At 40.1% G+C, this 25,760-nt stretch carries 19 protein-coding genes; 10 read left to right on the forward strand and 9 right to left on the reverse strand.

Going from position 1 to position 25,760, the window contains the following annotated elements; all coding sequences use genetic code 11:
• Positions 1-127 precede the first annotated feature (127 nt).
• Both CSQ79_RS26460 and CSQ79_RS26465 read left to right on the forward strand, forming a co-directional pair.
• Positions 128-1,075 carry an ABC transporter ATP-binding protein gene (locus tag CSQ79_RS26460; protein WP_099704097.1) on the forward strand — a complete coding sequence of 316 codons (948 nt, stop codon included), beginning with the start codon at positions 128-130 and terminating at the stop codon, positions 1,073-1,075.
• A 291-nt stretch (positions 1,076-1,366) separates the two neighbouring features.
• Positions 1,367-3,052, forward strand: coding sequence for an ABC transporter permease (locus CSQ79_RS26465; protein ID WP_099704098.1), 1,686 nt, complete (start codon positions 1,367-1,369; stop codon positions 3,050-3,052).
• Positions 3,053-3,417: 365 nt separating this feature from the next.
• Here CSQ79_RS26465 and CSQ79_RS26475 read toward each other — a convergent pair whose 3' ends face one another.
• On the reverse strand, positions 3,418-4,194 hold the full coding sequence (locus CSQ79_RS26475; RefSeq protein WP_099704100.1) for an HAD family hydrolase: 777 nt from the start codon (positions 4,192-4,194) through the stop codon (positions 3,418-3,420).
• Between the two features lie 349 nt (positions 4,195-4,543).
• Here CSQ79_RS26475 and CSQ79_RS26480 point away from each other — a divergent pair, with 349 nt between their 5' ends.
• The 3 genes from CSQ79_RS26480 (at position 4,544) to CSQ79_RS26490 (ending at position 7,999) form a co-directional block, all read left to right on the forward strand.
• The gene (locus CSQ79_RS26480) at positions 4,544-5,101 is read left to right on the forward strand and encodes a ferric reductase-like transmembrane domain-containing protein (RefSeq protein ID WP_289501583.1); all 558 of its coding nucleotides are present in this window, start codon (positions 4,544-4,546) and stop codon (positions 5,099-5,101) included.
• A gap of 43 nt (positions 5,102-5,144) precedes the next feature.
• Entirely contained in the window at positions 5,145-6,161 is a 1,017-nt protein-coding gene (locus CSQ79_RS26485; RefSeq protein WP_099704101.1) for a WD40 repeat domain-containing protein, read from the forward strand.
• 359 nt (positions 6,162-6,520) lie between these two features.
• Entirely contained in the window at positions 6,521-7,999 is a 1,479-nt protein-coding gene (locus CSQ79_RS26490; protein ID WP_099704102.1) for a vanadium-dependent haloperoxidase, read from the forward strand.
• Between the two features lie 91 nt (positions 8,000-8,090).
• On the opposite strand, the gene CSQ79_RS26495 is transcribed toward CSQ79_RS26490, so the two are convergent.
• The 3 genes from CSQ79_RS26495 to CSQ79_RS26505 form a co-directional block, all read right to left on the reverse strand.
• Positions 8,091-8,972, reverse strand: a complete 882-nt coding sequence (locus tag CSQ79_RS26495) for a succinate--CoA ligase subunit alpha (RefSeq protein ID WP_099704103.1) — start codon at positions 8,970-8,972, stop codon at positions 8,091-8,093.
• Positions 8,969-10,156 carry a succinate--CoA ligase subunit beta gene (locus tag CSQ79_RS26500; RefSeq protein WP_099704104.1) on the reverse strand — a complete coding sequence of 396 codons (1,188 nt, stop codon included), beginning with the start codon at positions 10,154-10,156 and terminating at the stop codon, positions 8,969-8,971. Before CSQ79_RS26500 ends, CSQ79_RS26495 begins: the two co-directional genes overlap by 4 nt.
• Positions 10,157-10,340: 184 nt before the next feature.
• The gene (locus CSQ79_RS26505; protein WP_099704105.1) at positions 10,341-11,246 is read right to left on the reverse strand and encodes an SDR family oxidoreductase; all 906 of its coding nucleotides are present in this window, start codon (positions 11,244-11,246) and stop codon (positions 10,341-10,343) included.
• 194 nt (positions 11,247-11,440) lie between these two features.
• Here CSQ79_RS26505 and CSQ79_RS26510 point away from each other — a divergent pair, with 194 nt between their 5' ends.
• Positions 11,441-13,216, forward strand: a complete 1,776-nt coding sequence (locus tag CSQ79_RS26510; protein WP_099704106.1) for a serine/threonine-protein kinase — start codon at positions 11,441-11,443, stop codon at positions 13,214-13,216.
• Positions 13,217-13,241: 25 nt separating this feature from the next.
• Here the strand turns inward: CSQ79_RS26510 and CSQ79_RS26515 are convergent, their stop codons facing one another.
• From CSQ79_RS26515 to CSQ79_RS26530, 4 genes are all read right to left on the reverse strand, one after another.
• The gene (locus tag CSQ79_RS26515) at positions 13,242-15,191 is read right to left on the reverse strand and encodes an FHA domain-containing protein (protein ID WP_099704107.1); all 1,950 of its coding nucleotides are present in this window, start codon (positions 15,189-15,191) and stop codon (positions 13,242-13,244) included.
• A 10-nt stretch (positions 15,192-15,201) separates the two neighbouring features.
• A complete protein-coding gene (locus tag CSQ79_RS26520) occupies positions 15,202-15,684 on the reverse strand; it encodes an FHA domain-containing protein (protein ID WP_099704108.1) in 483 nt (160 codons plus the stop codon).
• Positions 15,685-15,902: 218 nt separating this feature from the next.
• A complete protein-coding gene (locus CSQ79_RS26525; protein ID WP_099704109.1) occupies positions 15,903-17,165 on the reverse strand; it encodes a cation:proton antiporter in 1,263 nt (420 codons plus the stop codon).
• Between the two features lie 50 nt (positions 17,166-17,215).
• Positions 17,216-17,641, reverse strand: a complete 426-nt coding sequence (locus CSQ79_RS26530) for a hypothetical protein (protein ID WP_099704110.1) — start codon at positions 17,639-17,641, stop codon at positions 17,216-17,218.
• A 321-nt stretch (positions 17,642-17,962) separates the two neighbouring features.
• Between CSQ79_RS26530 and CSQ79_RS26535 the strand changes: the two genes are divergently transcribed.
• The 3 genes from CSQ79_RS26535 to CSQ79_RS26545 all read left to right on the forward strand — a co-directional run bounded on the left by CSQ79_RS26535 (position 17,963) and on the right by CSQ79_RS26545 (position 23,531).
• Complete coding sequence (locus CSQ79_RS26535) at positions 17,963-20,218, forward strand: FHA domain-containing protein (RefSeq protein ID WP_099704111.1); 2,256 nt, start codon at positions 17,963-17,965, stop codon at positions 20,216-20,218.
• Between the two features lie 56 nt (positions 20,219-20,274).
• Positions 20,275-22,281, forward strand: a complete 2,007-nt coding sequence (locus CSQ79_RS26540; protein ID WP_099704112.1) for a serine/threonine-protein kinase — start codon at positions 20,275-20,277, stop codon at positions 22,279-22,281.
• Positions 22,282-22,460: 179 nt separating this feature from the next.
• Positions 22,461-23,531, forward strand: coding sequence for a WD40 repeat domain-containing protein (locus CSQ79_RS26545; RefSeq protein WP_099704113.1), 1,071 nt, complete (start codon positions 22,461-22,463; stop codon positions 23,529-23,531).
• 17 nt (positions 23,532-23,548) lie between these two features.
• On the opposite strand, the gene CSQ79_RS26550 is transcribed toward CSQ79_RS26545, so the two are convergent.
• Positions 23,549-24,331, reverse strand: coding sequence for an ABC transporter permease (locus CSQ79_RS26550; protein ID WP_099704114.1), 783 nt, complete (start codon positions 24,329-24,331; stop codon positions 23,549-23,551).
• A 282-nt stretch (positions 24,332-24,613) separates the two neighbouring features.
• On the opposite strand from CSQ79_RS26550, the gene CSQ79_RS26555 reads away from it, so the two are divergent.
• Positions 24,614-25,747, forward strand: a complete 1,134-nt coding sequence (locus CSQ79_RS26555; RefSeq protein ID WP_099704115.1) for a DegT/DnrJ/EryC1/StrS family aminotransferase — start codon at positions 24,614-24,616, stop codon at positions 25,745-25,747.
• Positions 25,748-25,760: the final 13 nt, after the last annotated feature.

A 25,760-nucleotide genomic window follows, 5' to 3' on the forward strand; every position in this document is an offset into this window, starting at 1 on the left:
AGGGGTGAGGGTGAGGGGCGAGGGGTGAGGGATAAAATTGTTGAACTTAGTTACAGTTTTGGGAACGCATGGGATGTAGTTTCTAAAAACAGAGTTAGGCTAGTGTCAAATATTTTACCAAGCATTTATGGCAAGAGAACTCGCGGTTCGTACTTGCGGTTTAACTAAGCAATTTGATCGTCACGTCGCAGTTAATGATGTCGATTTGCAGATCGCGGCGGGTGAAGTTTATGGGTTGATTGGACCAAATGGCGCTGGTAAAACAACATTGATTCAGATGTTAGCAACAGCGGAAGAACCGACGCAGGGTGAGATTTATATTCACGGCGATCGCCTATTATTAGACCAAAGCAATACTACGCTGAAACGACGCTTGGGTTATCTCCCTGACGATTTTCCTTTGTACGATAATCTCGCAGTTTGGGATTACCTCGATTATTTTGCACGGTTGTATTTTTTGAGAGAACCGCGTCGCACGCAACGATTGTATGAAGTTTTAGAACTCGTACAGCTGCAACACAAGCGTAAAAGTTTGATTGCAACGCTTTCGCGGGGTATGAAACAGCGTTTGAGTCTAGCGCGAACAATTCTGCACGAACCAATATTACTATTACTTGACGAACCTGTTTCTGGTCTTGATCCTGTGGCGCGAATGCAGTTCCGCGAAATTATCAAGGTACTCCAAGAAGCCGGAATGACAATTTTAATTTCCTCGCACGTTTTAAGTGATTTAGCCGAATTATGTACTTCGGTGGGGATTATGGAACTTGGTTATCTCATTGAGAGTGCAAGGTTGCAGGATTTGTATCAGCGCTTGAGTCATCGTCACATATTGTTAAGTACTTTAGGAGATTTAAAGCAACTGCAAGCAGAATTAAACAATAATCCTTTAGTCAAAGCTTGGGAAGTTATAGCAGAAAAGCAGTTGAGGGTTGATTTTGATGGTAGTGAGGAAGACTGTGCAGAATTATTGCGATCGCTTGTACAAGCCAACATTCCGTTAACAAACTTTCATTATCTTCAAGAGGATTTAGAAACAATCTTTTTAAATTTGGGTCATAAACAAGCATCGTAGTTAATTATTTAGAAGTTTATTGGACTTGGCATTATTAGGTTAAAGGGTAATTCAATTGCTAGTTTTATATACGTTCTTCAGTGATTTTGCAAAAGTTTTAATTAGGTGATTATACTTAAATGTCACACATTTGATGCTAGTTAATAGGAAAATTTTAGTGCTTAGCAATTAGTATTTAGCAATTTCCCCAAAAGCTAATCGCTAATAGTTACCAGTCCTTAAATTATGTTTTTTCCTCACTTACTTGTATGTTTTTTGTTTGTATAAAATTTATTACACAACCTACTAGTTATGAAACTTAAGTGGTTTGATATATTAGGTAATTTGAATCCGCAATTACTGCGCGAACTCAAAAGTAGATATACATTTAGAAATATTTTAGCTGCAGTAAACATATCTGTAATTGGTCAATTTTTAACTTATCTAACCCTAAGAAATCGATTGCCAGTTCTAGTAAATCAAGCTCCAGAATTTCATAAATACTGTACAGGAAGTATAGTTTATGAAACTCAGCGTAAATGTATTTTAGATAGTTTCGGTAATTTTATTATTAATTGGCAGTTTTGGTGGCTAAATTTATTTTTGTTTTTAAGTTCTATTGGTATTTTTGTTTTATTAGTAGGAGGAGCATATTTATTGGTTAATGACTTAGTGATAGAACAGCGTCGAGGTACGCTTAATTTTATTCGTCTTAGTCCTCAATCACCACAAAGTATTTTAATCGGTAAATTATTAGGAGTTCCCAGTCTACTTTATTTAATAGCTATATTAGCAGTTCCTTTACATCTAAAAGCAGGGCTAGCGGCTCAAGTTCCTTTGGATCTCATTTTAATTTTCTATGCAGTTTTGATTGGTGGTTGCTGTTTTTTTTATAGTGCTGCCTTGTTATTGAGTTTAGTAAGTTCTTCAGCTATATCATCTTGGTTAGGTAGCGGTACGGTTTTATTATTTTTGTGGATGACTCAGGCTTCTCCTACAGGTACTCTTATTGATTGGCTGTTTTTACTTTCGCCTAACCAAATAATTCCTTATCTAACTGCTGCAACTAATTTAAATTTTTATCCTGGTTTATCTATACCAGCATTTAATGCTTGGCAGTGGTTTTATTTACCTCTAGGGGCAAATGCCATAAGCTTAGTTATTAGTATCTTATTAAATTACAGTTTGTGGGTATATTGGATTTGGCTAGCTTTACTACGACGATTTTCAAATTCGAGTAGAACTTTATTAAGTAAACAGCAAAGTTATTTTTTAGTAACTTGCTTTGAAGTTGTTCTTTTAGGATTTATAACTAAATTAATAGAAGGAATACCTGTAACTGACACATGGTACGATTGGCGATTTTTGCTAGTATTTAATTTAATCATTTTTTTATTTTTGATTGTATCCCTAACACCTTCACATCAGGCATTAAAAGATTGGGCAAGATACAGAAAAGAACCCTCTCAAACTAGAAAAATATGGCAACTATTGCTCTTACAAGATTTGATGTGGAGTGAGAAAAGTCCTGCCGTATTAGCAATATTATTTAATTTGGCGATCGCATCGACGCTCCTGATTCCTTGGATATTTCTTAATCTGGCAACATCAGACCAAATTCCAGCTTTATTAAGCTTATTAATTTGCAGTAACTTTATTGCAGTTTGTGCAATAGCTACACAAATTCTAAAATTACGAATAACTCAAAATACAGCACTCTGGATTACGGGAACTCTTGTTGCTGTAACTGTATTACCTATGATTATTCTTAGCTTAATTACAGTTAACTCAGCTCAACTTTCAATGCTGTGGTTATTTACACCTTATGCATGGGTAGCTATTAAATCAGCAAGCCAATTTAGTATTTTATTGGCAATTGTGGTGCAATATAGTATTTTGGGATTGTGCGCATTTCAGCTAATACATGATATTAAAAAAAATGGTGAATCTGCATCTAAAACATTATTTAACCAACATAAAATACACAACAAATGGTGAGTGAAACTATCACTAAGGATCAAGTGTAAAAGATAATACAAAAAAGTTCTGCTTAGTTACGTTCAATAGACTATATATTTGGGTAACTATTGTTCCAGATCCATTATCATGATTTCCAGAACAAGTTTGTAGTATTTTAGAATCTGGTATTTCTGTAGATTCGCTTTGTGCGTTGATTTTAAACCTTGTACTGCCAAAATCAATGCAAGATCGCATAGTTAAAGAACCTAATAGATCTTCTGCATGAATCACAAATGCCTTTCGACTCCCTTCGAGGCTAGTCAGGTAAAGTGTCCCTGCGTACACTAAAACAAGATTTTTATGAGTAATTCCATGGTAGCGGACTTTGTTTATAGTGTGCGAATTCATTTGCGCTTGCTCAAAGATTGTGCTAACTCACAAAAGCCTTGAACCTCTGGAGCATTAGTCATATACATTGGTTGATGAACGAGTTGGTTGGCATAATGCAACACATTGGAAACGCCTACAGAAAGTGGAAATTTACTCGGATCAAATAAACTTGCGTCATTTGGGCTATCGCCTACAGTGGCAACTTGTTCTAAATTCAACTGGGGATAATATGTATGCAACACTTGCAACAATCCAGTAGCTTTATTTTGCTCTATTGGTTTGATATGACATTGAACATTGCTGTAGGTAAAGCCCCAACCTATATTTTGGCAAAGTTCTACTAGTTTTTGTAGTTGCACAGGGTTTAGCCCAAATACATCAAATGTCCAATCGGTGATACGAAAGCAATTATCGCTTGACTCATGGATTTGAGGAAATTCTGTTTGGAGTTGTTGAAAGCATTGCGCGAGTTTCGTACGGTGACTAGTTACATGAGGAATCGCTGTTAAAGCTAGAGGTGTTTCTCTGTCTGACTGATAAAATAAACCACCATTTTCGGCGATCGCCCCTGCTATTGGTAAGTAATTTGTTAAACCGCTTACCCAGCCAGCCGAACGACCTGTAACAATGATGACCTCAATACCTGCAGTGGCTAAATCTGCAAATGCTTGCAGTAAATCTACTGTAAATTTACCATTGTGCGTCAGCGTACCATCCATATCTGTCGCTACTAAACGAAGATTGTGGAATGCATCGGTAGCAACTAACTCGGATAAAGGTGTGAAAGTCATAAGTTATCTCATCAAACAGCGCGATCGCTTTGTCAGTTTACTGAACTGTGTACATCAATTCTTGCTGTCAAATCTATTGATATTTCAGGGCTTTGAATTTGATAGGTTGCTATAAATTGTTTGAACTGAAATCAATTGAATTATATTTTGCTGACAACTTCAATAGATTCTTGCGGAATTTGTATATTTCCATTTGAAGATTAATCCTAAGCAAATTAAATATATAACTCATGCAATGGTGGAATTGTGAATATCTTACTATTCACTAGCTTTACCAATTCAATATTTGATAAATAGAGCAAGACGATATTCAATTTCTCAAAAAATCTAGACATATAGGAAATAAACTATGATTCTCTTAGACACATATTCATTACCTAATTTGTTGGGTTTTCTGGCATTAATTAGTTATGTTATCACATTACTTCCCACCATAATTAGGATAGTTTTTCCTCAAACTAAAGCAACAGGTTTGCCACAGTGGTTACTTAAAAATCGCCGCCTTGCTGGAGTTCTCGCATTCTTTTTAGCACTTTTACATGGGTATTTTCTAGTTGAGAAAAGACAGCTTGACTTCTTCGATCCAAAGACCTTTTGGATTTATTTACAAGGAATATCTACATTCATAATTTTTACGCTTCTTGCGATAACCTCTAACGATTGGAGTGTCAAAAAGCTGAAGAAAAATTGGAAACAACTGCATAAACTCACATATATAGCAATGTTTCTGTTAACTTGGCACGTTTGGGACAAAATGTCAGGACATTGGACATATTTAACACCCATTGGCATCGTGGCGATCGCTGGAATCACGCTTTTGTATATCATCCGTCTCTATATTGAACGCCAAAATCAACAACAAAAACTGATAAAAACAGCTTTGGTGTCAGCTAAAAGCAATAAATAGCAATACTCGCCATGCGCTGATTCTGTAACAGGAAAGCTTTTCTATGCAGATTAAACCATTTTTTTCAAAAACCTCAGTAGCCTTGGCGATCGCTACTACAGCAATTGTCGCTGGCTTGAGTTACAAGATATTATCACAATCAAATGACACGACCATCGCATCTTCGTCTATCCAAGTTCGCACACTCAAAGGTCATTCTGTATGGGTGTATACAACTGCTATCAGCCCTGATGGCAGAATACTCGCTAGTGGTAGTTATGACGGTACAATCAAAGTTTGGAATCTGGACACGGGTGACTTAATTTACAGTATTAAAGGTCATGCAGATGCTGTGCGATCGCTTGCGATTAGCCCTAACAACCAAATTCTTGTCAGTGGTAGCTGGGACAATCGAGTCAAGTTGTGGAATCTGCAAAGCGGTACTTTAGTGCGTACGCTTAACGGTCATACTGATGATGTGAAATCTGTTGCTATCAGCCCAAATGGTGAGTTAGTTGCAAGTGCGGGTGTCGATCAGACGATCAGGTTTTGGGTCCAAACAGGGAAAGAATTACAAAAGATACAGAATACGGACAGTGTAGAGGCGATCGCCTTCAGCCCTGATGGAAAAACCTTAGCCAGTGGCAACAATGATGGCACAATTAAAGTCTGGCAACTCAACACTCAACAAGAAAGTGTCAGCGCAAATCTGTTACGCACTTTAGCAGGGCATTCCCAAAGAGTATTATCTGTTGCCTTTAGTCCAAATGGGCGTTTTTTAGCTAGTGGTAGTGCCGATAAAACAATCAAGTTGTGGCAAGCTGACGATTGTAGAGTTTTGCATACTTTGGTAGGACATTCAGGAAACGTTACATCGGTCGCATTTCAGCCGGATAATCAGACTTTAGCAAGTGGTAGTACAGACCACACAATTAAACTTTGGCATCCTGCTACAGGTGAACTCTGGAGTAATCTTACAGGACACACTAAACCTGTTTGGTCACTTGGCTTTAGTCCTGACAATCAAATAGTAAGTGGTAGTGGGGACGAAACAATCAAAATTTGGTCTATTTCGCGCTAAATTGCCGTTCAAAAGCTACTTGCTAGACGCGATTAAACTGTTCAAAGAATTAAAATTAGTTATTTCCGGAATTTTCTTTCTCAAGTTGAAGAGTAATCTTAGTGAAGTATTCACTTACACTCAACACTTGTAAAACACACAATTGAATTGATTTTAATCAATATTTAGTGTGCTTTGTAGAGGACATTTATCCGAGACGAAAACTTACATAAGTTCTTAGTTAAATAGGAATTGTAACTGCATTTCTAAAACTGCTTTTTTAAAGCTATTAGTCTTGAATAGCTGTAATTTCCTCGTGCAAATAAGTTAGATGTTTTGTGAATGCTTTGTCATCAAATTAGTTAAAAAGAGATGAAACAATGAACAAAATGAATGGTAATATCATCATTTCTTGGAATAACATTTATTTAGAAGCTGTGCGCAGACTGGGCGGCGCGCCTGGTCCACTTTCCCGAATGGGAGCAATGATGCACATTGCAATGTTTGATGCAATCAATATTCTTTGTGACGGTTCATACGAGCAATATACTAAGTCCGATATCAAAAAAATAGAGGGTGCAGATCCCATAATGAGTGCAGCATATGCCGCACGGAAAGTTTTGCTAGAAACGATTAAGGAACTAATTGAACAAACTGTAAAGAATCAAGGCGGAGTACCGAGTCCTTTTGCTGCGTATCAAGTCAATACAGGTTTCGATGCTGATTCATTTTTGCGCGATTGCATGACGCCCTTTAATATGTCTTTGAGCGCAGCAAATTGCGATCCTTCTCGTCAATTTGGTGAAGCAGTTGCCGAGGCAATTCTAAACGAACGCAAAGCCGATGGTTCTCAAAATCCGCCAGATTCACCTATGTTGTGCAATGGTTCTGGAGATACAGATACTGTTCCTAAGTGTTTTGGTTATGAGGCTGGTGATTGGCGGGAAACTGGTTCAGGATCAGCCGTGACGCCACAGTGGGGTAAAGTCAAATCGATGGGGAGGTGGAAATCCATTGATGAATTTTTACCAACGACAGCGTTGAACATCAAAGAGTTTGACACCTATGAAAAATTACTGAAAAGCCGCGATTACGTAGGTCAATTTGATGAAGTAAGGCGGCTGGGTGAAGCGCATTCAACGGAACGGACGCGTGAGGAAACGGAAATAGCGTTTTTCTGGGCTAATGACCTTGATGGTACTTACAAGCCTCCTGGTCAACTATACGTGATTACACAGATTGTCGCTAAGCAAGAAGGTACTGTTCAAGATTTATTAGAAACTGCACGACTTTTTGCGCTGGTTGGAATTGCCATGGCGGATGCGGGGATTGTGGCTTGGTATGTGAAGTATCTATTTCCGAATGAAGAGTGCCCAATTCGTTTGTGGCGTCCTGAATCTGCGATCCGAGAAGCCGATCGCGATCGCAACCGCAATACTTTGCTAGATCCTAATTGGCAACCACTTTCAGCAATGGTTGATGGTACACGATTTTCACCCGCTTTTCCCGCGTATATTTCTGGTCATGCGACCTTTGGTGCTGCCCATGCAACGATGATGCGACTTTATTATGGACGCGATTCAATTGCTTTTACGGCAACAACTGAAGATCCTCATGCTTTACGTGACGAGAATGGCATCAAGCTAACTCGTCGGTTCACCAGCTTTACCGAAGCAGCAAGAGAAAATGGTCGCAGCCGCGTTTATCTTGGCGTCCATTACCAATGGGATGCGGAAGGTGGATTTGAATCGGGTTCTAAAGTTGCTGAACACGCTTTTAAAACAGTATTAAAACGGCAAGCTGAACATTACCAAAAGACTGTGACTACGAAAACCACCAATGAACCTGTAACAGCGTAGTCATTAGCATTGGCACTAGCTGCAATGGTTTATTTCGCCCGCAGTTTTGGCTGTGGGCTTGTCTTAGCTTGAAAAGCGATCGCGGCGATGACTACTTCAGTGCCTTTTTCACTAAGCTTGAAATCTGAGAAGGGCGATCGGCAACGGGAACTTTAGCTTCTTTAAATGCCGTCAGTTTACTTTGGGTAGTCCCAATATTGACACCGCGACCAACAACCGCAGCGAGAGTTCCTGTGTGTCCCCAGTGTTTACCAGGCGGGGCATTTCTCCCAGCAATGTAAGCAATTACGGGTTTATCTATCGTTTCTGCAATGTAGCGGGCAGCAGTTTCTTCGCTATTTCCTCCAGTTTCTCCAACTAAAACAATTGCCTGCGTGCTGTCATCTTCATCTAAAATTTGCAGCCATTGCAAGAAAGAAGATCCTGTGATTGCATCACTACCAATGCTGACACCGATTGACTGTCCTAAACCTGCTTTGGTTAATTCTGAAGCAATTTCATAAGTAAGAGTACTGCTACGGCTAACGATTCCTACAGATCCAGGAGTATAAAATTCACTCGCATGAGTTCCTAATAGAATCTTTCCTGGAACAATAATTCCAGGACTGTTTGGTCCGACAACCAAGGTTTCTGTTGCTTCTGCTTTGCGCAGAAGATGCACCATATCAAGAGGGGGAACTCCCGCAGGGATAATAATAATTTGGCGAATACCTGCAGCGATCGCTTCTAAAGCTGCATCGAGTGCTTGATAGGGAGACACTAGAATAATTGTGGTGTCAATCACCCCAAATTCTGACACTGCTTGTTCTACTAGATCAAACACAGGAATTTCATCAAGCGTTTCCCCACTTTGCCCAGGACTGATCGCCGCAATGACATTTGTGCCATAAGCTTTCATGTGGGCGGCGTGTGTTGCCATCAGTGGTTCGCAATAGCCCTGAATTACAACTTTACTTTCTGGGGTTAGTTTCATCTTCTTCTTCCAGAGGACTTCGCAAGGCGCGATGCTTGCGCTATAGCTTCATCTAAACTGTTAACGAGTGGAACTTGCACTGTGGCAAGTTGCTCTTTTGCAGAGTCAAAATCTGCACCTGCAAACCGCACAATAACGCGAGGTGAGTATGTTTGAGTACGAGATTTGTTAGTCGTCATCCGTTCTCGACGTTGTACGAAACTGACAATAACTTGCGCTAGTTCTGTGGGTGTCGGAACTGTGCCAAGAATATTGACTAAGACGACTTGAATATTTTTCTGTTCGCTCAAAAATTCTAGTCCTTGCTGCAGGCGATCCTTAAAGCTTGGTGTTGTTGAGTTCCAACTTCTGCCATGTCCAATGTTGAGACAACTTGCTGGCTGACTTCCTGCATCTGTGAGTAAATCCATTGTTGCCATGACTAAACCAGCGCCGTTACCCAAAACTGCAATGTTACCTGAGGGTTCTACTTCGTCCCAAGTTCCTAACTCTAGCGAATACTTGCGTCTCTTCTCACGCTGTGCCATTTTCTCTGCCATCGCTGCGACATCAGGATGACGCGCGATCGCGCGATCGTTCACGGTGACTTTGCCATCGAGTGCCATCAGTTCGCCGGTTGAACTGACACCAAGAGGATTAATTTCTACTAAATCTAAATCTTTCTGCACAAACAACTGATACATTTTCTCGATGATGCCACTGACTGTTTGAATCAACGGTCCTTGTAGACCCATTTTGATTGTTAAACGTCGCGCATAAAATGGAGAAAATTCTTGCTCAACAACAACTTGTTGTAAAAGTTCGGGTGCTGATTCAACATCAATCCCACCTTGCACAGATCCTAAAAGTAGCGGTCGATGTGCTGCTGCATCCAAGACTACGGCTAAATAAAACTCCTGATCAGCATCATATTTTGCTTCGGCTAGCAATACTTCAGGTAACTCCCCCAAAATTGATAGGTGAAAGATAGTTTGCGCAGCAGCGATCGCATCAATTGTATTTGTGACAAATCTAACTCCCCCAGCCCTTCCTCTCCCACCAACACGTACTTGTGACTTGAGTACCACTGGATAAGGAATCTTTAGCCGCTTAATATCTCCAGGACGGTCAATACGTTGTGATGGCAAGACAGGTATGCCCATCTCCCGAAACCATTCTTTTGCTTGATACTCTAATACATCCATGTTTTAGCTTGCAGCACTTAGACTTATGAAGGGTTAGGAGTTAGGGAACGCGCTTCGTAGACCTTCGGTTGGAAAGTTAGTGAAATACTGATTCATACTTTAACGTATCGTCTGAAACCTATTTGTTATAGCTGATAACTAAATTACTCAAAGCAATTTCAACTCGCATAAATTATACAACTTCCTATTCTTCCCTAAATGCACCATTTTGCCATTCTTTTGCTACCAGATTTATACCATAGAAGTGCTGCCAAAATTTGTCTACTATTTTGATTGGCAATACTTTAGTCATTAAGAATAGCAGGATTCTGCCACCCGTAGCGGCGATGTAACGCGGACGTGGGTTAGGTGCGCTTAAGGCTTTGATAATGACTTTAGCAACGCGTTCTGATGTCCAAGCTTGGCTGCTTGTTTGTTTTTCTAAGTCTTTAAGCTTAGCAAATGCCGCACGATAGGGGCTTTTTTCTGGTGCAACAATACTTTTCTCTACCGCTTGGGCTGCTGCTGCAAAAAAGTTAGTACTGACAGGTCCTGGTTCAATGACACAGACTTTAATATTGAACGGTTCGAGTTCCATCCGCAAAGCATCACTCACTCCTTCCAAAGCAAATTTAGAGGAACTATATAAACCTCCAAAAGGGAACGCTAGTCTACCTCCTAGTGAACTAATATTGATAATTCTGCCGCCACCTTGGTGCCGCATTTGCGGTATAACAGCACGAATCAGCGCTAGTGGTCCAATGATGTTGACTTGAAATTGCCTTTGAATTGCTGCTGTGGGAATTAATTCTACAGGTCCCATTTGTCCGTAACCGGCATTATTGACTAAAGCGTCAATGCGACCAAAGTGCGCGATCGCTTTTTGAGCAAGTGCTTCTACCTGCTCAATATTCTCTAAGTCACAGGAAACGACTAACACTTCGGCTCCAGCTTTCCGGCAAAGTGTTGCCAGGGTTTCGAGTTTTTCAATATTACGAGCTGCGATAACTAACCGAATTCCCATAAATCGTTGCGCTAAAAGTTGCGCCAGCGCTGCACCAATTCCACTTGATGCACCAGTAATAACTACTACTTGTTCTGATAAAGGCATAGTCGATTTAAATTTTATTTTGAATGTAAAGTCGTATTACTACTCAAATTCTTTTAATAACTCAGGAATGATTTTAAAATTTTGATACTAACTCTGTCTTATCTCTGAAGTGAGAAGTTAAAGACTTTATTTACATCCATAACATCAAGACTTACAAGTGATAATCTGAAAAAATCAGTGATTAAAAGACAAAGATGCCGCCACTTTTAAACAATCGCTATCTGATAATTAGCTCTCTAGGAAGCGGTGGTTTTGGTAATACTTTCTTAGTAGAAGACACTCATATGCCTTCTAGGCGTCGCTGCGTGCTCAAGCAACTGAAACCCATTAGTAACAGTCCTCAAGTTTACCAAATGGTTCAAGAGCTTTTTTGGCAAGAGGCTGCCATATTGGAAACCCTGGGCGAGCAGCACAATCAAATTCCTAAATTGTATGCCTACTTTGCAGAAGCAGGTTATTTTTACTTAGTCCAAGAACTCATCGAAGGGACAACTCTAGAGCAAAAAGTCCAAGCAGAAGGATTACTTCCCGAAAATTTAGTTAAGGACATCGTAGCGAGTGTTTTAGCTGTACTAGAGGTCATTCATGCCAGAAAAATTATTCACAGAGACATCAAGCCTGCCAATATTATGTGGCGTCGATGGGATAGCAAACCCGTCTTGATTGATTTTGGTGCAGTTAAACAGTTAGTCAATATTGAAATCAATTCTCAAGGTCAAACAAGAAGCTTAAGTGTGATTGGTACACCAGGTTTTATGCCTCCAGAACAGGCAGCAGGTAGACCAGTTTATGCTAGCGATTTGTATAGTCTAGGAATGACGGCAATTTATTTGCTGACTGGTAGAACACCTCAACAGTTGGACATAAACCCGCAAACAGGAGAAATTGGCTGGCGCAGATACGCTGCTAGTATCAGTCCTGACTTTGCGGCAGTATTAGACAAGGCAATTCAACCGCATATAGGCGATCGCTACACCACTGCCCAAGAAATGCAATCTGCTTTGTTACGCTCTACGCAGCACTTTCTCTCAAATCCTTTTTCTGGGCAACGCAGAACAAACACGACAAAAACTCAGACTTCGGGTAATAGTCAACTTCCTGTAGGAGTTATTGCTGGTAGTTTAATAGTTGCATCCTCAATAGCTGGATTTTTTGTATATAGATTTAATTCTTTCTCACCAAAAATTCTTAATGGTGAATATTCAAGAGAAGTCAATTCTTTAGCTTTTAGCTTTGATGGAAGTACTCTTGCTAGTGGTGGTAGAGATAGGAAAATTAATTTATGGAACTTGCGTAGTGAAGAATTACTCAATACTTTTGGAGAAAAGATCAATAAAAATAATATTACAGCTATTGCGTTTAGTAACGATGGAAAATTTTTTTTTAGCGGTGACTCAAGCGGCACTATTAAAATTTGGCATCGTAGTAATAGTAATCAATCTATAGGAGAACAAAAGCTGGCACATACTTCAATAATTACTTCTTTAGCTTTTAGCACTTCACCAGATATTCTCGTAAGTGGTGACTCAAATGGTACTATCAAGACTTGGGATGTTATAAATCGAGATCAAACTGTTGAACTCCAAGAACGATTTGCGCATGAAAAGCACTCTGGAAATAGAGTTACTGCTATTGCTATTCATCCCACAGGTAGTAAAACTGTAGCGAGTGGGGACTCTCAAGGCTTAATCAAGATTTGGAATATAGATACTGGAAAAGCAAAATTTTCTCTCCAAGAAGCACACACCAACACAGTTTTATCAATTGCTATCAGAACTGATGGAAATTTAGTAAGTGTCAGTCGTGACGGAACAATCAAATCATGGAATTTACAAGAGAGTCAAGCAATTCTTAATAGTGAAAAACCTTTTAATTATTCAGATACATTTCATTCTCTTGCGATTAGTCCTCAAGGTAATAGCTTTGCTATTAGTAATAACGAGCAAATTGAGATTTTGCTAATTAAGTAAAAGTCATTAAGAATAAATTTTTAACCTACACAGGTGACTGATTTGTTATCCATTTGCACCATTGGCTAAAAGAACTGAAACAATTTAAACGATGCATTCCAGGGGCGCGCACTGCTGCGAGACTAGCGGCGGAACGCAAAGCGGCATATTGCAAACCTAAAAAGCTATCTACTGCTGCATAAGAACCGCCCAGAGTAATTGCTCCCGCAGCATACATACGTCCTTTACCAGACCGCATTTCTTTAATTTCAAAATCATTAGCAACTGCTAAACGCCCTAAATGATTGAGGGGAAGATTGTAATGAGTCACGAGATCGTCTAACAGAGGATTTGACTTTGCTTTCGCTTCTAAACCAGTAGCATCGATAATAAAGTCTGCTTGCAGCTTAATTTGTCCTTGTAAATCCTTACCTTTAATATGCGTGATGGTATTTTGCTGTTCCCTTTCTACCCGTTCTACTTCACCAAAGGTAATTTGATACCAACCTTGACTAATCCCTTCTTGCACAATACGTCGCCAGTCAGAACGTGCAGCAGTAGTCGTACCGCCCCAGTCTTTTAGTAGCTGCTGGCGTTGTTGAGGGGAAGCATTTTCTAATATAGCCCGCAATTCGCCACCCCAACAGGCTTTGGGCCAGTTAAATGGTTGAAATTCGTAGTGATTTTCTACTTGGCGTTGGGCTGCACCAAATTTGTTACCTTGCGATTTAGGCGATCGCATCAAGTGCAAAACAAAAATATTTCGGTTGCGCTGTCGCACTTCATAAATACGTTGCACAATTCGCGAAGCGACAATACCCCGACCGCGAATTAATACAGTTCCGCCATAACGTTCTAAGTGTTTGTAGACGTGTTCGTGTTGTTCGTAAGCATTAACAACAGACTTAAAGTCTTGCGTTTTTTCGCGGTATTTTTGCAAATCAGGAAGAAACTGAATTGCTGGATATCCGGTTGCTAAGTGTACGTAGCGTGCCAACACAATAGCGCGATCGCGGTGGTTACTACTAGAACACGAGTAGGCGATCGCATATCTTCCATCATCTGTTTTGCGAATAGCGCGGACGCGTCCGTAGCGAAAGATTTGTTGCCAACCAATTCGCTTTGCTTCTCGATCTATTGAGTCAAAAACGTTGCCAGCGCGGGGAGTATAAGTTTCTGCTAGTGTTGGTTCAGCAAACACTTGCCACAGGTACTGCAACGCTGAATTAATTTTACCTTTATACAAGTCTCGCCACGCTTCTCGGATTGCATAACTAGGCCAGCCCCAAATATTATCAGGACAAGAATCTGAATTAGAACGTAACCTTTCGTGCAGAGGAATTTGCGAATTCAAACACAGTCTTTGATAACGCGCATAAGGTTGCTTTTCTAATCCAATTGCGACAATCTGACGAACTTTTACACCAAAAATTCTTAAAAAATCAACCCAAATAAAGCTACCTAATCCTGCCCCGATCGCTGCATAATCAATTTGATAGACAGGAAGGTTTGTTGCATATAAATCTCGTACTGAAACTTGCTGCGACTGAAATATTGTTGGAGGAAAATCACTTGTTGCTGTGATTGTGCGTTGCAATTCTGGTTCCGGTAGATCGGTATCTGGATGAAATGAAATCACTGAATCGGTTTTTAAGCTACTAGAAACAAACGTGACAGCGATCGTATAATCGCCCATCTGCAACTGATCGCCATGATTCAATACACCCCGATTCACACGTATCCCATTAATAAAAGTGCCACTTTGGCTTTGATTTGTTACTACTAATTGTCCTTTTTCAAACAGAATCAGAGCATGAAAGCGAGAAACTTGATTACTTTCTAATACAAATTGCGAGACGCGATCGCCGTGAATTGTACTCGGCATTTTAGACAGTTCGCGTCCAATAGTGATTGGTAATTTTAGTCTTAATTCTTGCTGTTCTTTTGTTATTGGATCTACCCAATTCAGTTGAATTTGCCTAGAATCAGGATTCATAATCTTTCCTTTAATATTTAGCTGCTAAAACACTTTCTGCTGCTGCTAGGGAAGTACCATCCCAAGGACAGCCTATATTTAGTCGTTCATAAGGTAAATTACGACGACATTTAGGACAGATTAAACTATAGGTAATTTTTTGAAGCGAACTATTGCCAAAAGATAGAGAAACTGCTAATACTTTTAGTTCTATGTTTCCTAGATAAATAATACTGCCTTTACTTAATGCAACTTCACCTTGAATTAATTTTTTACTATTAATAATTGGAGGATTACTTGCTCTCAAGTTGCGTAGATAAAAGTTATTGTGTTTAGGATTAAAAAAGATTTCTACGTGTAGTGCTGATATTGTTGGATGCTGAATAATAATGTCACACCGCGAAGGGTCGCGTCCAATTCTTACAGCTCCTGGGTGCTTGCTGAGTGGGCGATCGCGAATTTTTTGAGTGACTAACCGTCCTGCTTGCATCCAACCTAAAGTTAATTCGTTCATGGTTTTGATAGTCAATATTTTGATTTGCGTTTTTGGTTTCACGCATCTATAGAAAAATATAATTGCTAGAGTTAGTGCACATATATCAATCCTATTTGAGTTGTGAAAATTATTTTTTAGCAAACTATTCTAGATGCACAGAGAAGAATAAAGGGAGGTATTCACGAATGAATTAGAACTGCTATGGCTCAACGAACTAAACTTACAAGTTGATACAGTTACTTACTTAATACTAGTTTTTCAGCAATACGCTTGCTAAATAAATCAGTTATTAATGGACCAGCTAAGCAAGTCACTACAATATAAGCAATAACAACATTAAAAATTCCTTCATCAATTAAGTTAGCACTCTTACCAAATACTGCAATAACTAATACCAAAGCAGCACGAGACATTGTTAAACCAAAAACTGTCATTATTTCTGTAAAAGAAAACTTAAAAGCTAGTCCAGCTAACCATGATGCTAAAAACTTAGCACCAATAGCTCCGGCGATCGCAAAACAAGCTACTCCTAAATATTCAGGCTTGGTAAAAAATATCTTAGGATTGGATAAAATACCAACAGTCACTAAGAAAATAGGAATAAATAAGCTATTACCAACAAACTCAACTTGTTTCATTAAAGGACTTTGTAGCGGTACCAAACGATTAAGTGCAAGCCCAGCAATAAATGCTCCAACAATGGGGTCAATTCCTATAATCAAAGTAGCCGAAGCAACAACAAACAAGCAGGTAAGAACAAAAACAAATTGGGTAGATAATTCGGTGTTTTTGTCTAAAACCAAACGTCCTATTTTAGGAATTTCCCAAAGAGAAACTATAACCAATAAAGGCAATAAAAATAAAAGCTTAATCCATAAAAACGCCCCAACACTAGCACTATGAATAGACTGTACAATTGACAGACTTGTTAAAGTGAGAACTGACGTCACAATAGTACCGCCAACTGCAACTGATACTATTTCTTGTTGTGCTATTCCGAGTCGCGCCACGATGGGATAAGACACGAGAGTATGCGGAGAGTAAAGAATTCCTAAAAGCACAGCAGCAAGCAAACTAGAAGTAATAAGCTGACCAGATAAAAAGCCTACATAAAAGGGAATTCCAAATGTGAGTAAACCAAAGATTAATACGCGCAGCCCTAAGCGTTTCATCTTTGTCAAATTCATCTGCATTCCTGCTATGAGCATGATATAAAGTAGACCAAATTTTTCTAAACCTTGCAGAAGTGATTGGCGATGCAAAAGTAATTGTTGAGATTGTTCTATATCTAAGGATGATACTCCTGCAATACCTCGATCTAAGATACCTAAAATATTTGTACCTAAAACTGTACCTAAAAGAATCAAAACCACTAACGATGGAATTCGTAAAATTGTGGCGATCGCAGGTGCAATCCAAATAGTAAGTAATAAAACTCCAAAAATATAAACTGGATCTACGAGTGGTAGATTCTGATACACATTAAGCATAGCTACCATAATTACTGCATCTAAAATTTCAACAATATCAAGATTTATCTAAAGAAGAATTACAACCACTGTCCACCATGAAAACGCCAGCGTAGGAAGAGAATTCGCATAATTACTTGCGTAGAAATATATACGCTTAGCCACACTAAACTGTAGTGCAACGCGAACCAAAACAGCGAAGTTTCTTGAGGTACTCCTGGTAAATGAAAGATTTTTAAAATTACAGCTAAAAAAGCTGCTTCCCAAATTCCTGCTAATAGTTGTAAAACTCCTGGCCAATCGCGATCCCAACGAAACTTTTGCAGATAGTCATAAACGACATCCCAAGCTAAACCAAAGATAGCAACATAGCCAAGTACCCAAAAAAAACTGTCACTTACACCTAATCCGACATAACCTAAAGCGAAAGGAAAGGTTACTAGTATGCCAATAGTAGCCAACAACAATAACCGAGTTTGCCAACGACCAAGTAAAGTGAAAGTCATAATTTTTGTAAGAAACGACAGTTTTTACAGGCGTAACTTATACATTGCACCCGCGAAATAACTCGTGAATTTAGTTTTCTAGTTGTAAGGTTTCATGTTTTTTACTTGAGAAGTGCAAGTAACTTGAAATTAGTATCTTACAGTCAACAACTAAAAGCTTGCAGTTTTGTGCAATTGTGTCGTCTAAAAACTCTGATGCGTACCTGAGTTCACTCAAATATCTTGAAAGAAGAGCAATAGAGAGTGCTGTCTTAGAAAACAGAAAACACTTAGTAATAACTAAATAAAAAATTTCCAAACAATGTTTAGAGGACTTTTCTCATGCGTAAAAGATACTTATTTACTGCTATCGCATCGGCAATTTTACCTTTACTCTTCAAGTCAGTCGCTACTGCACAACAAGCAGCACCTGGAGACAACGAACGTCTAGCTGCCCAAGCTGAACCTGCTGTAGTACGTATTGTTGATGGCTGCTTTGGTACTTATGTTTATAACGATAGAGAATATGACCAAAGTGCTGGAGGCATTGGTTCGGGTTTTTTTATTAATTCCAATGGCTACATTGCTACAAATGCCCATGTCACTGAGTTTGGCTACAAAGGTGAAAATTCTTGTAGAGAGACTCTTTTTGCCAGATTTCTGAGAGAAGTAGCCCAGCAAGACTCTAGATTAAGCCAGCTTCTTAATAGTTCTAATCCCTTAACTCGTCGAGATGCAGTAGCTTTGATGAGGCAAGAGTCTAGATTGAAAGATTTTGAGTTTGTGCATCACGTTATTCTCCCAAACCCAAACCAAGACCCTGTTGCTTTTGAAATTAAGTCTTATGGTGAAACCACGGGTCAAAATAATGCTAAGGACGTGGCAATTATCAAGATTGATATTGAAAATACACCCAGCCTACAAATGGCGGAAAACTCTAATCAGGTAAGAATTCAAGATCACGTAACAGTAGTTGGATATCCAGCAGCAGCTGATGACTTTGATAACAACATCTTGAGTAGGGGATCGTTTTTTGAAGCTTCGTTTACTGATGGTAGAATTTCAGCGAGAAGAAACCTGGCTAGCGGAACACCTATTCTCCAAATCAGTGCCCCAGCAACAAATGGTAATTCTGGCGGACCTGTTCTTAATAACCAAGGTGAGGTGATTGGTATGCCTACATTTACCTTATCGTCTAATGGTCAGCAGGTATCTGGCTTCACTTTTGTTATCCCTACAAATACAATTATGGAGTTTGTTAGACAGGCAGGTACTACTAATGAGCAAGGAGTAGTTGATGAGGTTTACCGCGAGGGGCTTGAATTATTTTTCAATGGTCAATATCAAGAAGCGATCGCTAGGTTTGAAGAAATCAGAAATCTCTTTCGACCGCATTCTGAAGCAGATCGGTTAATTCAGGAAAGTCAGCAAGCAATTAGTACAGGAAGAGGAAGTTCAAGTACGAACCCAACCCCAAGCCCAACACCAACGAATTCTCCAACTCAGATTTCTAGTGGTAATAGCGGCTTAAATAACTTTCTTCGTAATATTCCTCCTTGGGGAGTTCCATTACTAATTGCTTTACTAGTGGGAATTCCATCTGTAGTATTATTGATGCGTCGAAATCGCATATCGAATCAATCTAATCAGTCTACCTACGGTAACGACTACCCACCACCTAACACACCACCAGCCTCACCGCCACCGCAACCATCGCCGATTCCTCATTTCTCGACGCAGCCGCAAAATTTCGGTAGTGGAAGCTACACTGTGCCGAATGTACAATCTTTTCCGTCTACTGTACGCGAAGGATTCGGTAACGACACAACTTTTACAACTCAAGTCACACATTTTGGTTCACTTACTTGCACCTCAGGGATACTTGCTGGAAAAACGTTTCCTATTCCTCCTGAAGGACTTTCTATAGGACGCGATCGCACTTGTCAGGTGGTGATTGACGATCCTCGCATTTCAAAAGAACACTTGTGGATTGGATTGCGAAATAATTCTGTCATAGCAATAGATAAGAAATCTAGCAATGGCACTTTCTTAAACAAAACAGGATATCAACGAATTAATGAGGTTTTTCTCAAGCCAGGCGATGAATTAATCCTAGCGGATGGAGTTGTCAAATTCCTTTATAATGCACCCTCAAGCACAGTATCAAATCAAACAATCACTGCTGTAAAACAGAACGGCGATCGCACGGTAGTAGAAACAGCCAGACTTGGTACGATTACGTTTACATCAGGAGCATTAATAGGACAAAAATTTGAGATTCCGCCAACAGGACTTTGTATAGGACGCGATCGCCAAGCTCAAATTGTCATTGACGATCATCGAGTATCTAAGCAACACCTGTGGATTGTACCGCGTGATGGTCGCGTAGCTGTTGTCGATAAGGGATCGACCAATGGTGCTTATCTCAATCAACTAAGTTCTGAACGAATTAAAGATGTTGTTCTCAATTCTGGAGACACAATTATTCTCTGCGAAGGAGATGTGGCGCGGTTCCAGTACCAAGATGACAAAACGACAATTGAGAATAAACCAGCACTCGCATTGCAACCATCTCAGAATGGCACCACAAGAACATAATACCTGCTGTATGTCAACTCAAAAGTAGAAATTAAAACTTGCTGGAGATACGGGTGATGATAGGCAAGATACTAGGCGGACGTTACCGAGTTACTGAAATCCTAGCTGCGGGAGGTTTTAGCGAAACCTATGTTGCTGAAGATATTCATCGACCGCATTATCCCAAATGTGTTGTTAAGCATCTCAAACCTGCTAGTAGCGAACGTGGCTTGCTAGAAAGTGCGAGACGATTGTTTAAATCAGAAGCAGAAACGCTGGAACAGTTGGGTAAAAACGCTCAAATTCCTACTTTATTTGCTTATTTTGAAGAAAATCAAGAATTCTACCTAGTACAAGAATTTATCAATGGCAATACCCTAAGTGAGGAATTAATCTCTGGTCAGCCTTGGTATGAAAGTCAAGTTTTGCAACTGTTGCAAGAAGTCTTAGGAATTCTGGTATTTGTACACAGTTATAAACTGATTCATCGAGATCTCAAGCCTAGCAATTTGATGAGAAGAAAGGAGGATAACCGATTAGTTTTAATTGACTTTGGTTCAGTTAAGCAAGCCTGGATGCAAGTTGCAGCAATGCCAGAACAAACTGGTGCAACGATCGCGATCGGCACTCCTGGTTATATGCCTACAGAACAGGGACGGGGAAAACCGCGCCCTAACAGCGATATCTATGCACTGGGCATCATTGCTATTCAAGCCATTACTGGGCTACATCCTTCCCAATTAGAAGAAGATGTTGATACAGGTGAAATGCTTTGGCAACATCAGGCGCAGATCAGTAATGAGCTAGCAGCAATCTTATCAAAAATGGTGCGCTATCATTTCAAAGAACGCTACCAAACAGCAGCAGAAGCACTACAAGCACTCCAACTCATCATTAACCGAGACAAAATCCACTCGGATACTGTAGTTGTACCATTACCACTCCATACGTCTCAAACACCTGATTCCTCTCAAAAAGCCATTCTAGTTGCTAGTGTCAATTCATCAGTACAGGCAAAAATTCCAACACCCTCTACTGTCATCACTGCTGAACCACCACAAAAACTTAATTCGCTGCAACTGACAGTTCTTTCATCGCCAACATCATCAAATAAAGAAGCAAAGCCAGAGGTAACAACAGTCAATCAATCACTCACTCAAATTAAACTGCAGAAAAATTATCTTGCTACCCTCTTACACAGGCCATATCATTTGTGGTTTGGAGCAGGAATTACTGCTGCAGTGATGAGTATGGTTGCTGGTTATACTGTATTTTGGCAACCACGAGCAATGAGCCATCAAGCACTAGAGCAACTGCAGGCTTTAAAAAACCAAGGAAATTACCAAGAGTGTGCGAATCAAAATCCTACACTACCTAAAGATTCTATTTTCTTTATTCAAGCACAAGCAATCATTCAAGAATGTCAGTTGGCTGAAGCGCAAAACTTAGCAACTAATCGCAGTTTTCAAGCCGCGATCGCCGCAGCTAGTAAAATCCCTCAAGACGCTGCAAATTATCAACAAGCCCAGCACTCAATTGGGCAATGGTCTAACAATATTCTTGACGTAGCCCAAAATCAATATCAGTTTGGCAACCTCAACGAAGCGATCGCGATCGCTAAAGTTATTTCTGCAGATAGCCCAGTTCATAGCAAATCTCAAGCCGCAATTCAGCAATGGCAGCAAGAATGGGGAAAAAATACTTCTCACTGGCAAGCAGCACAAAAAGCTTTAGAGCAAAAGAATTGGCAAGCGGTTCTTGACGAAGTTGCAAAAATGGATAGTACTTCTTATTGGCAAGCAAAAATTCAGCCAATTGTTAAGGAAGCAGAAACTCAGATTGCTGCAACTAAACCCAAGCCTCAAGTTGCAAGAACAACGCGATCGCCAGTGACTTCTGCTGCAACCAACACTACACGCAATCGCACCATCACTCGTACGTCTAGACAGCCAACCCGTATTACCCGTTCTACCACTCGTACCTCCAGACAACCAACGCGCTCAAGTTCTAAACCCCGAACAGCTGCTAAACCTGCAAATCCTACCCGTACCAAACCTTCTGGATGGAAAGTAGAAACTCGGTAAACAAGGCTTAATCCGCTACACCCTATAAATTACACAAAATCTCTTTAAACCTCTTATTATCTTTGCGACCTAGCCTAACGCCTGCGGCTAACGGCAACCCCTACAGGGAATGTGTACTTTGTGGTTCATTTCTTCCTACTTTTACGTAAATTCCTCAACTCAAAACTTTCTTAATTGTTATGTCTCCAAAAAAACTTTTAATTCACCTGAGTGCTTTACTCATAGCGCCAATTTCTGTTTTTCCTAATCCTGCAAGTGTTTTATCTTACCCAGATTCTCAATTCAACCAACTAATAGCTCAAAATTCTCAGCAATTTGCAATCAACCAAGTAAAAACACCTTCTTGGCAAAAAGGAACTGTTAATTTATATACGATTGGCTCGGAACAAAATGGGCACTCTCTTCCCGTGCGTGCGATCGCCTTTAGTCCTAATGGTCAATTTCTGGCAAGTGGGAGTGCTGATAAAACAATTAAAATTTGGAATTTACAAGCGCAAACTTTAGAACATACCCTGACTCAGAATACTGCGCAAATCAACTCAGTTGCCTTTAGTCCAGATGGCAAATTTCTGGCAAGTGGACATCTTGATGGCAGCGTTAAATTATGGAACTGGAGGAAAGGAACTCTCCTGAAAACTTTAGCTCGACATTCAGATATTGTGACGTCTGTAGTTTTTAGTCCTGATAGTCGAACTCTTGTAAGTAGTAGTGGCGACAAACGAATTAAATTATGGAACGTCGAAACTGGAGATCTGCGCTGCGAAATTGCTAGTAAGCAATGGATTACTGCAATTAGCTTTAGTCCAGACGGCACAACTCTTGCCAGTAGTGGTTTAGGTAAAACTATTGATTTGTGGAATTCAGACACTGGTAAATTGCTGCGCGTTCTTGGCAAGGACACAAAGCCGATATATTCCATGACCTTTAGTCCAAACGGTCAAACACTTGCTAGTGGTAGTGGAGACACGACTATTAAACTATGGGATGTGCAAACAGGAAAAGTACTCCGCACATTCACAGGACATTTACAAGAAGTGACTTCAATTGCTTTTAGCCCAAATGGTCAGTTTCTAATTAGTGGTAGTTGGGACAAAACTGTAAAATTGTGGAATATCAAAACTGGACAAACAATCCGCGACTTTCTGGAAAATACCCAGCGCATTCTAGCTGTTGCTTTTAGCTCAGACGGAAAAACTTTTGCTAGCGTCAGCGGTGACAGAACGATCAAAATCTGGCGATCGCGAAATTAAATACTTTGATAACACGATCATCTAATCAATTGTGCCGCAGCATTAAAAAACTGACGACATAGCCCTCGCGTTACCAATAGTGCGGTCATTAAGTTGGCGAAGGCAAGAATAAACAAAACTAAGATTTGGTATGATGCCGCATCAAGCGGATCGACACCACTCAGCAGTTGACCTGTAATGATTCCTGGCAGAGTTACAATTCCCACGACTGTCATTTGATTCAAAATTGGTATGAGTCCAGCTTTGATGGCATCTCTACGGTACTGTGCGACAGCTTGTTGGGGAGTTGCGCCTAAACTTAAATGCGTTTCAATTTCTAAGTGACTCGCATTAATCGTACTGACAAGGCGTTCTCCGGCGATCGCTGCGCCGTTAATTGCACTACCGAAGACAATTCCGGCAAGAGGAATGAGATACTGTGGTTCATACCATCGCAGGGGTTGAATAATGAGCAAATTTGTGTAAGCTAACGTGACAGCAGTACTCAAAAAAATTGCTCCCCAGACTAACGGTAAAACCAAAGGAATCTTTTTACTAATGCGATTGCGAGCAACAATTGCAGCAATTGTGAGCATCACTGCTAAAATCGCCAAAACAGCCCACAGATTGTCTATTGCAAAGACAAATGCTAGAACATACCCAACTACCAACAATTGCAGAATCGTTCTTCCTGCAGCGATCGCGATATTCAACTCTAAACCAATTCTTTCCCAAGCAGATAACCCAATGGCGATCGCAATTAATCCCACTGCTAAAACTAAATCGAGTAAATCTAAGCTAATTAAACCTGTTGATGCCATAGTTTTCTTTAATAGGGGCGAGGAGTGAGGGGCGAGGAGTGAGTTTTGAATTTTGAGTCCTAAAGAGTTTTGAGTTCTCAGTTTTGTTAGCGTAGCGGTGCGTGAGCACGTTTTGAATCAAAAAAAGTTTTATAACTCAACACTTCACGACTTTCTTAAACCCCTAATCTCTCCAATATGAAACAACTCACCAGATTTTTCATTCTAAAAGCTTAAAAGAAGCCGAAACCGGATTTTCTTGTAGCACGACATTTGATTTGATATTTTCAAGATTAAATACTTATGGATCTAAGCGTGAATATCCCTCCTCTAGACTTAGTGCGGCAGTATACAACGATAGAAGCAGAAGTAAGTGATGCTGTTTTAAAAGTTTTGGCTTCTGGTGGTTATATTGGTGGACCTTCAGTAAAGGGCTTTGAACAGCAATTTGCGGCTTATACAGATGCTGCAGAATGTGTGGCGTGTAATTCAGGTACTGATGCGTTGTTTTTGGCACTCAAAGCTTTAGACATTGGTTCAGGCGATGAAGTGATTACCTCACCGTTTACTTTCTTCGCAACGACTGAAGTGATTACAGCAGTTGGTGCAACGCCAGTTTTTGTGGATATTGACGCTGCAACTTTTAATCTTGATGTTGCAAAAGTAAAGGCTGCAATTACGAGTAGAACTAAAGCAATTATGCCTGTTCACTTGTTTGGACAGCCTGTAGATATGACTGCGGTGATGGAAATTGCGCAAGCACGTAATTTAGCCGTGATTGAAGACTGTGCCCAATCTACAGGGGCGATGTGGGCAGGGCAAAAAGTAGGTAGTATTGGGCACATTGGTTGTTTTAGTTTTTACCCAACAAAGAATTTAGGTGCGTGTGGTGATGGTGGGGCAATTACGACAAATGACTCTGCGATCGCAGCGAGAATCCGCATGTTACGCGAGCATGGTAGTCAAACACGCTACATCCATGAAGAAATTGGTGTCAATAGTCGATTGGATGCGATCCAAGCCACTATTTTACAAATTAAACTTCGCTATCTTGACCAGTGGAACGAACAACGTCGAGCGATCGCCCAGCGTTATCACGAATTTCTTGCACATATTCCTACAGTTGCGATTCCACACGAACTTGAGGGCGGTGTTGGCGTATGGAACCAGTACACAATTCGGATAGCGAAGAATGACAGCAGCTATCGCGATCGCGTCCGCCAGATGCTGCAAGAACGCGGTGTCAGTTCAATGGTGTATTACCCGCTTGCTTTACATTTACAACCTGTCTATAAAAATCTCGGTTATCAACCAGGAAGCTTGCCAGTTTCAGAACAAGCTAGCCATGAGGTCATATCTGTGCCAATGTTTCCAGAAATGACAATCGAGCAGCAAGATCAGGTAATTTATAGCTTGAAAGATTGTCTCACAAACTAGAGGGCAGGGATCG

Origin of the sequence: Gloeocapsopsis sp. IPPAS B-1203 (assembly GCF_002749975.1) — a bacterium.
In the GTDB taxonomy this organism is placed as follows: Bacteria; Cyanobacteriota; Cyanobacteriia; order Cyanobacteriales; family Chroococcidiopsidaceae; genus Gloeocapsopsis.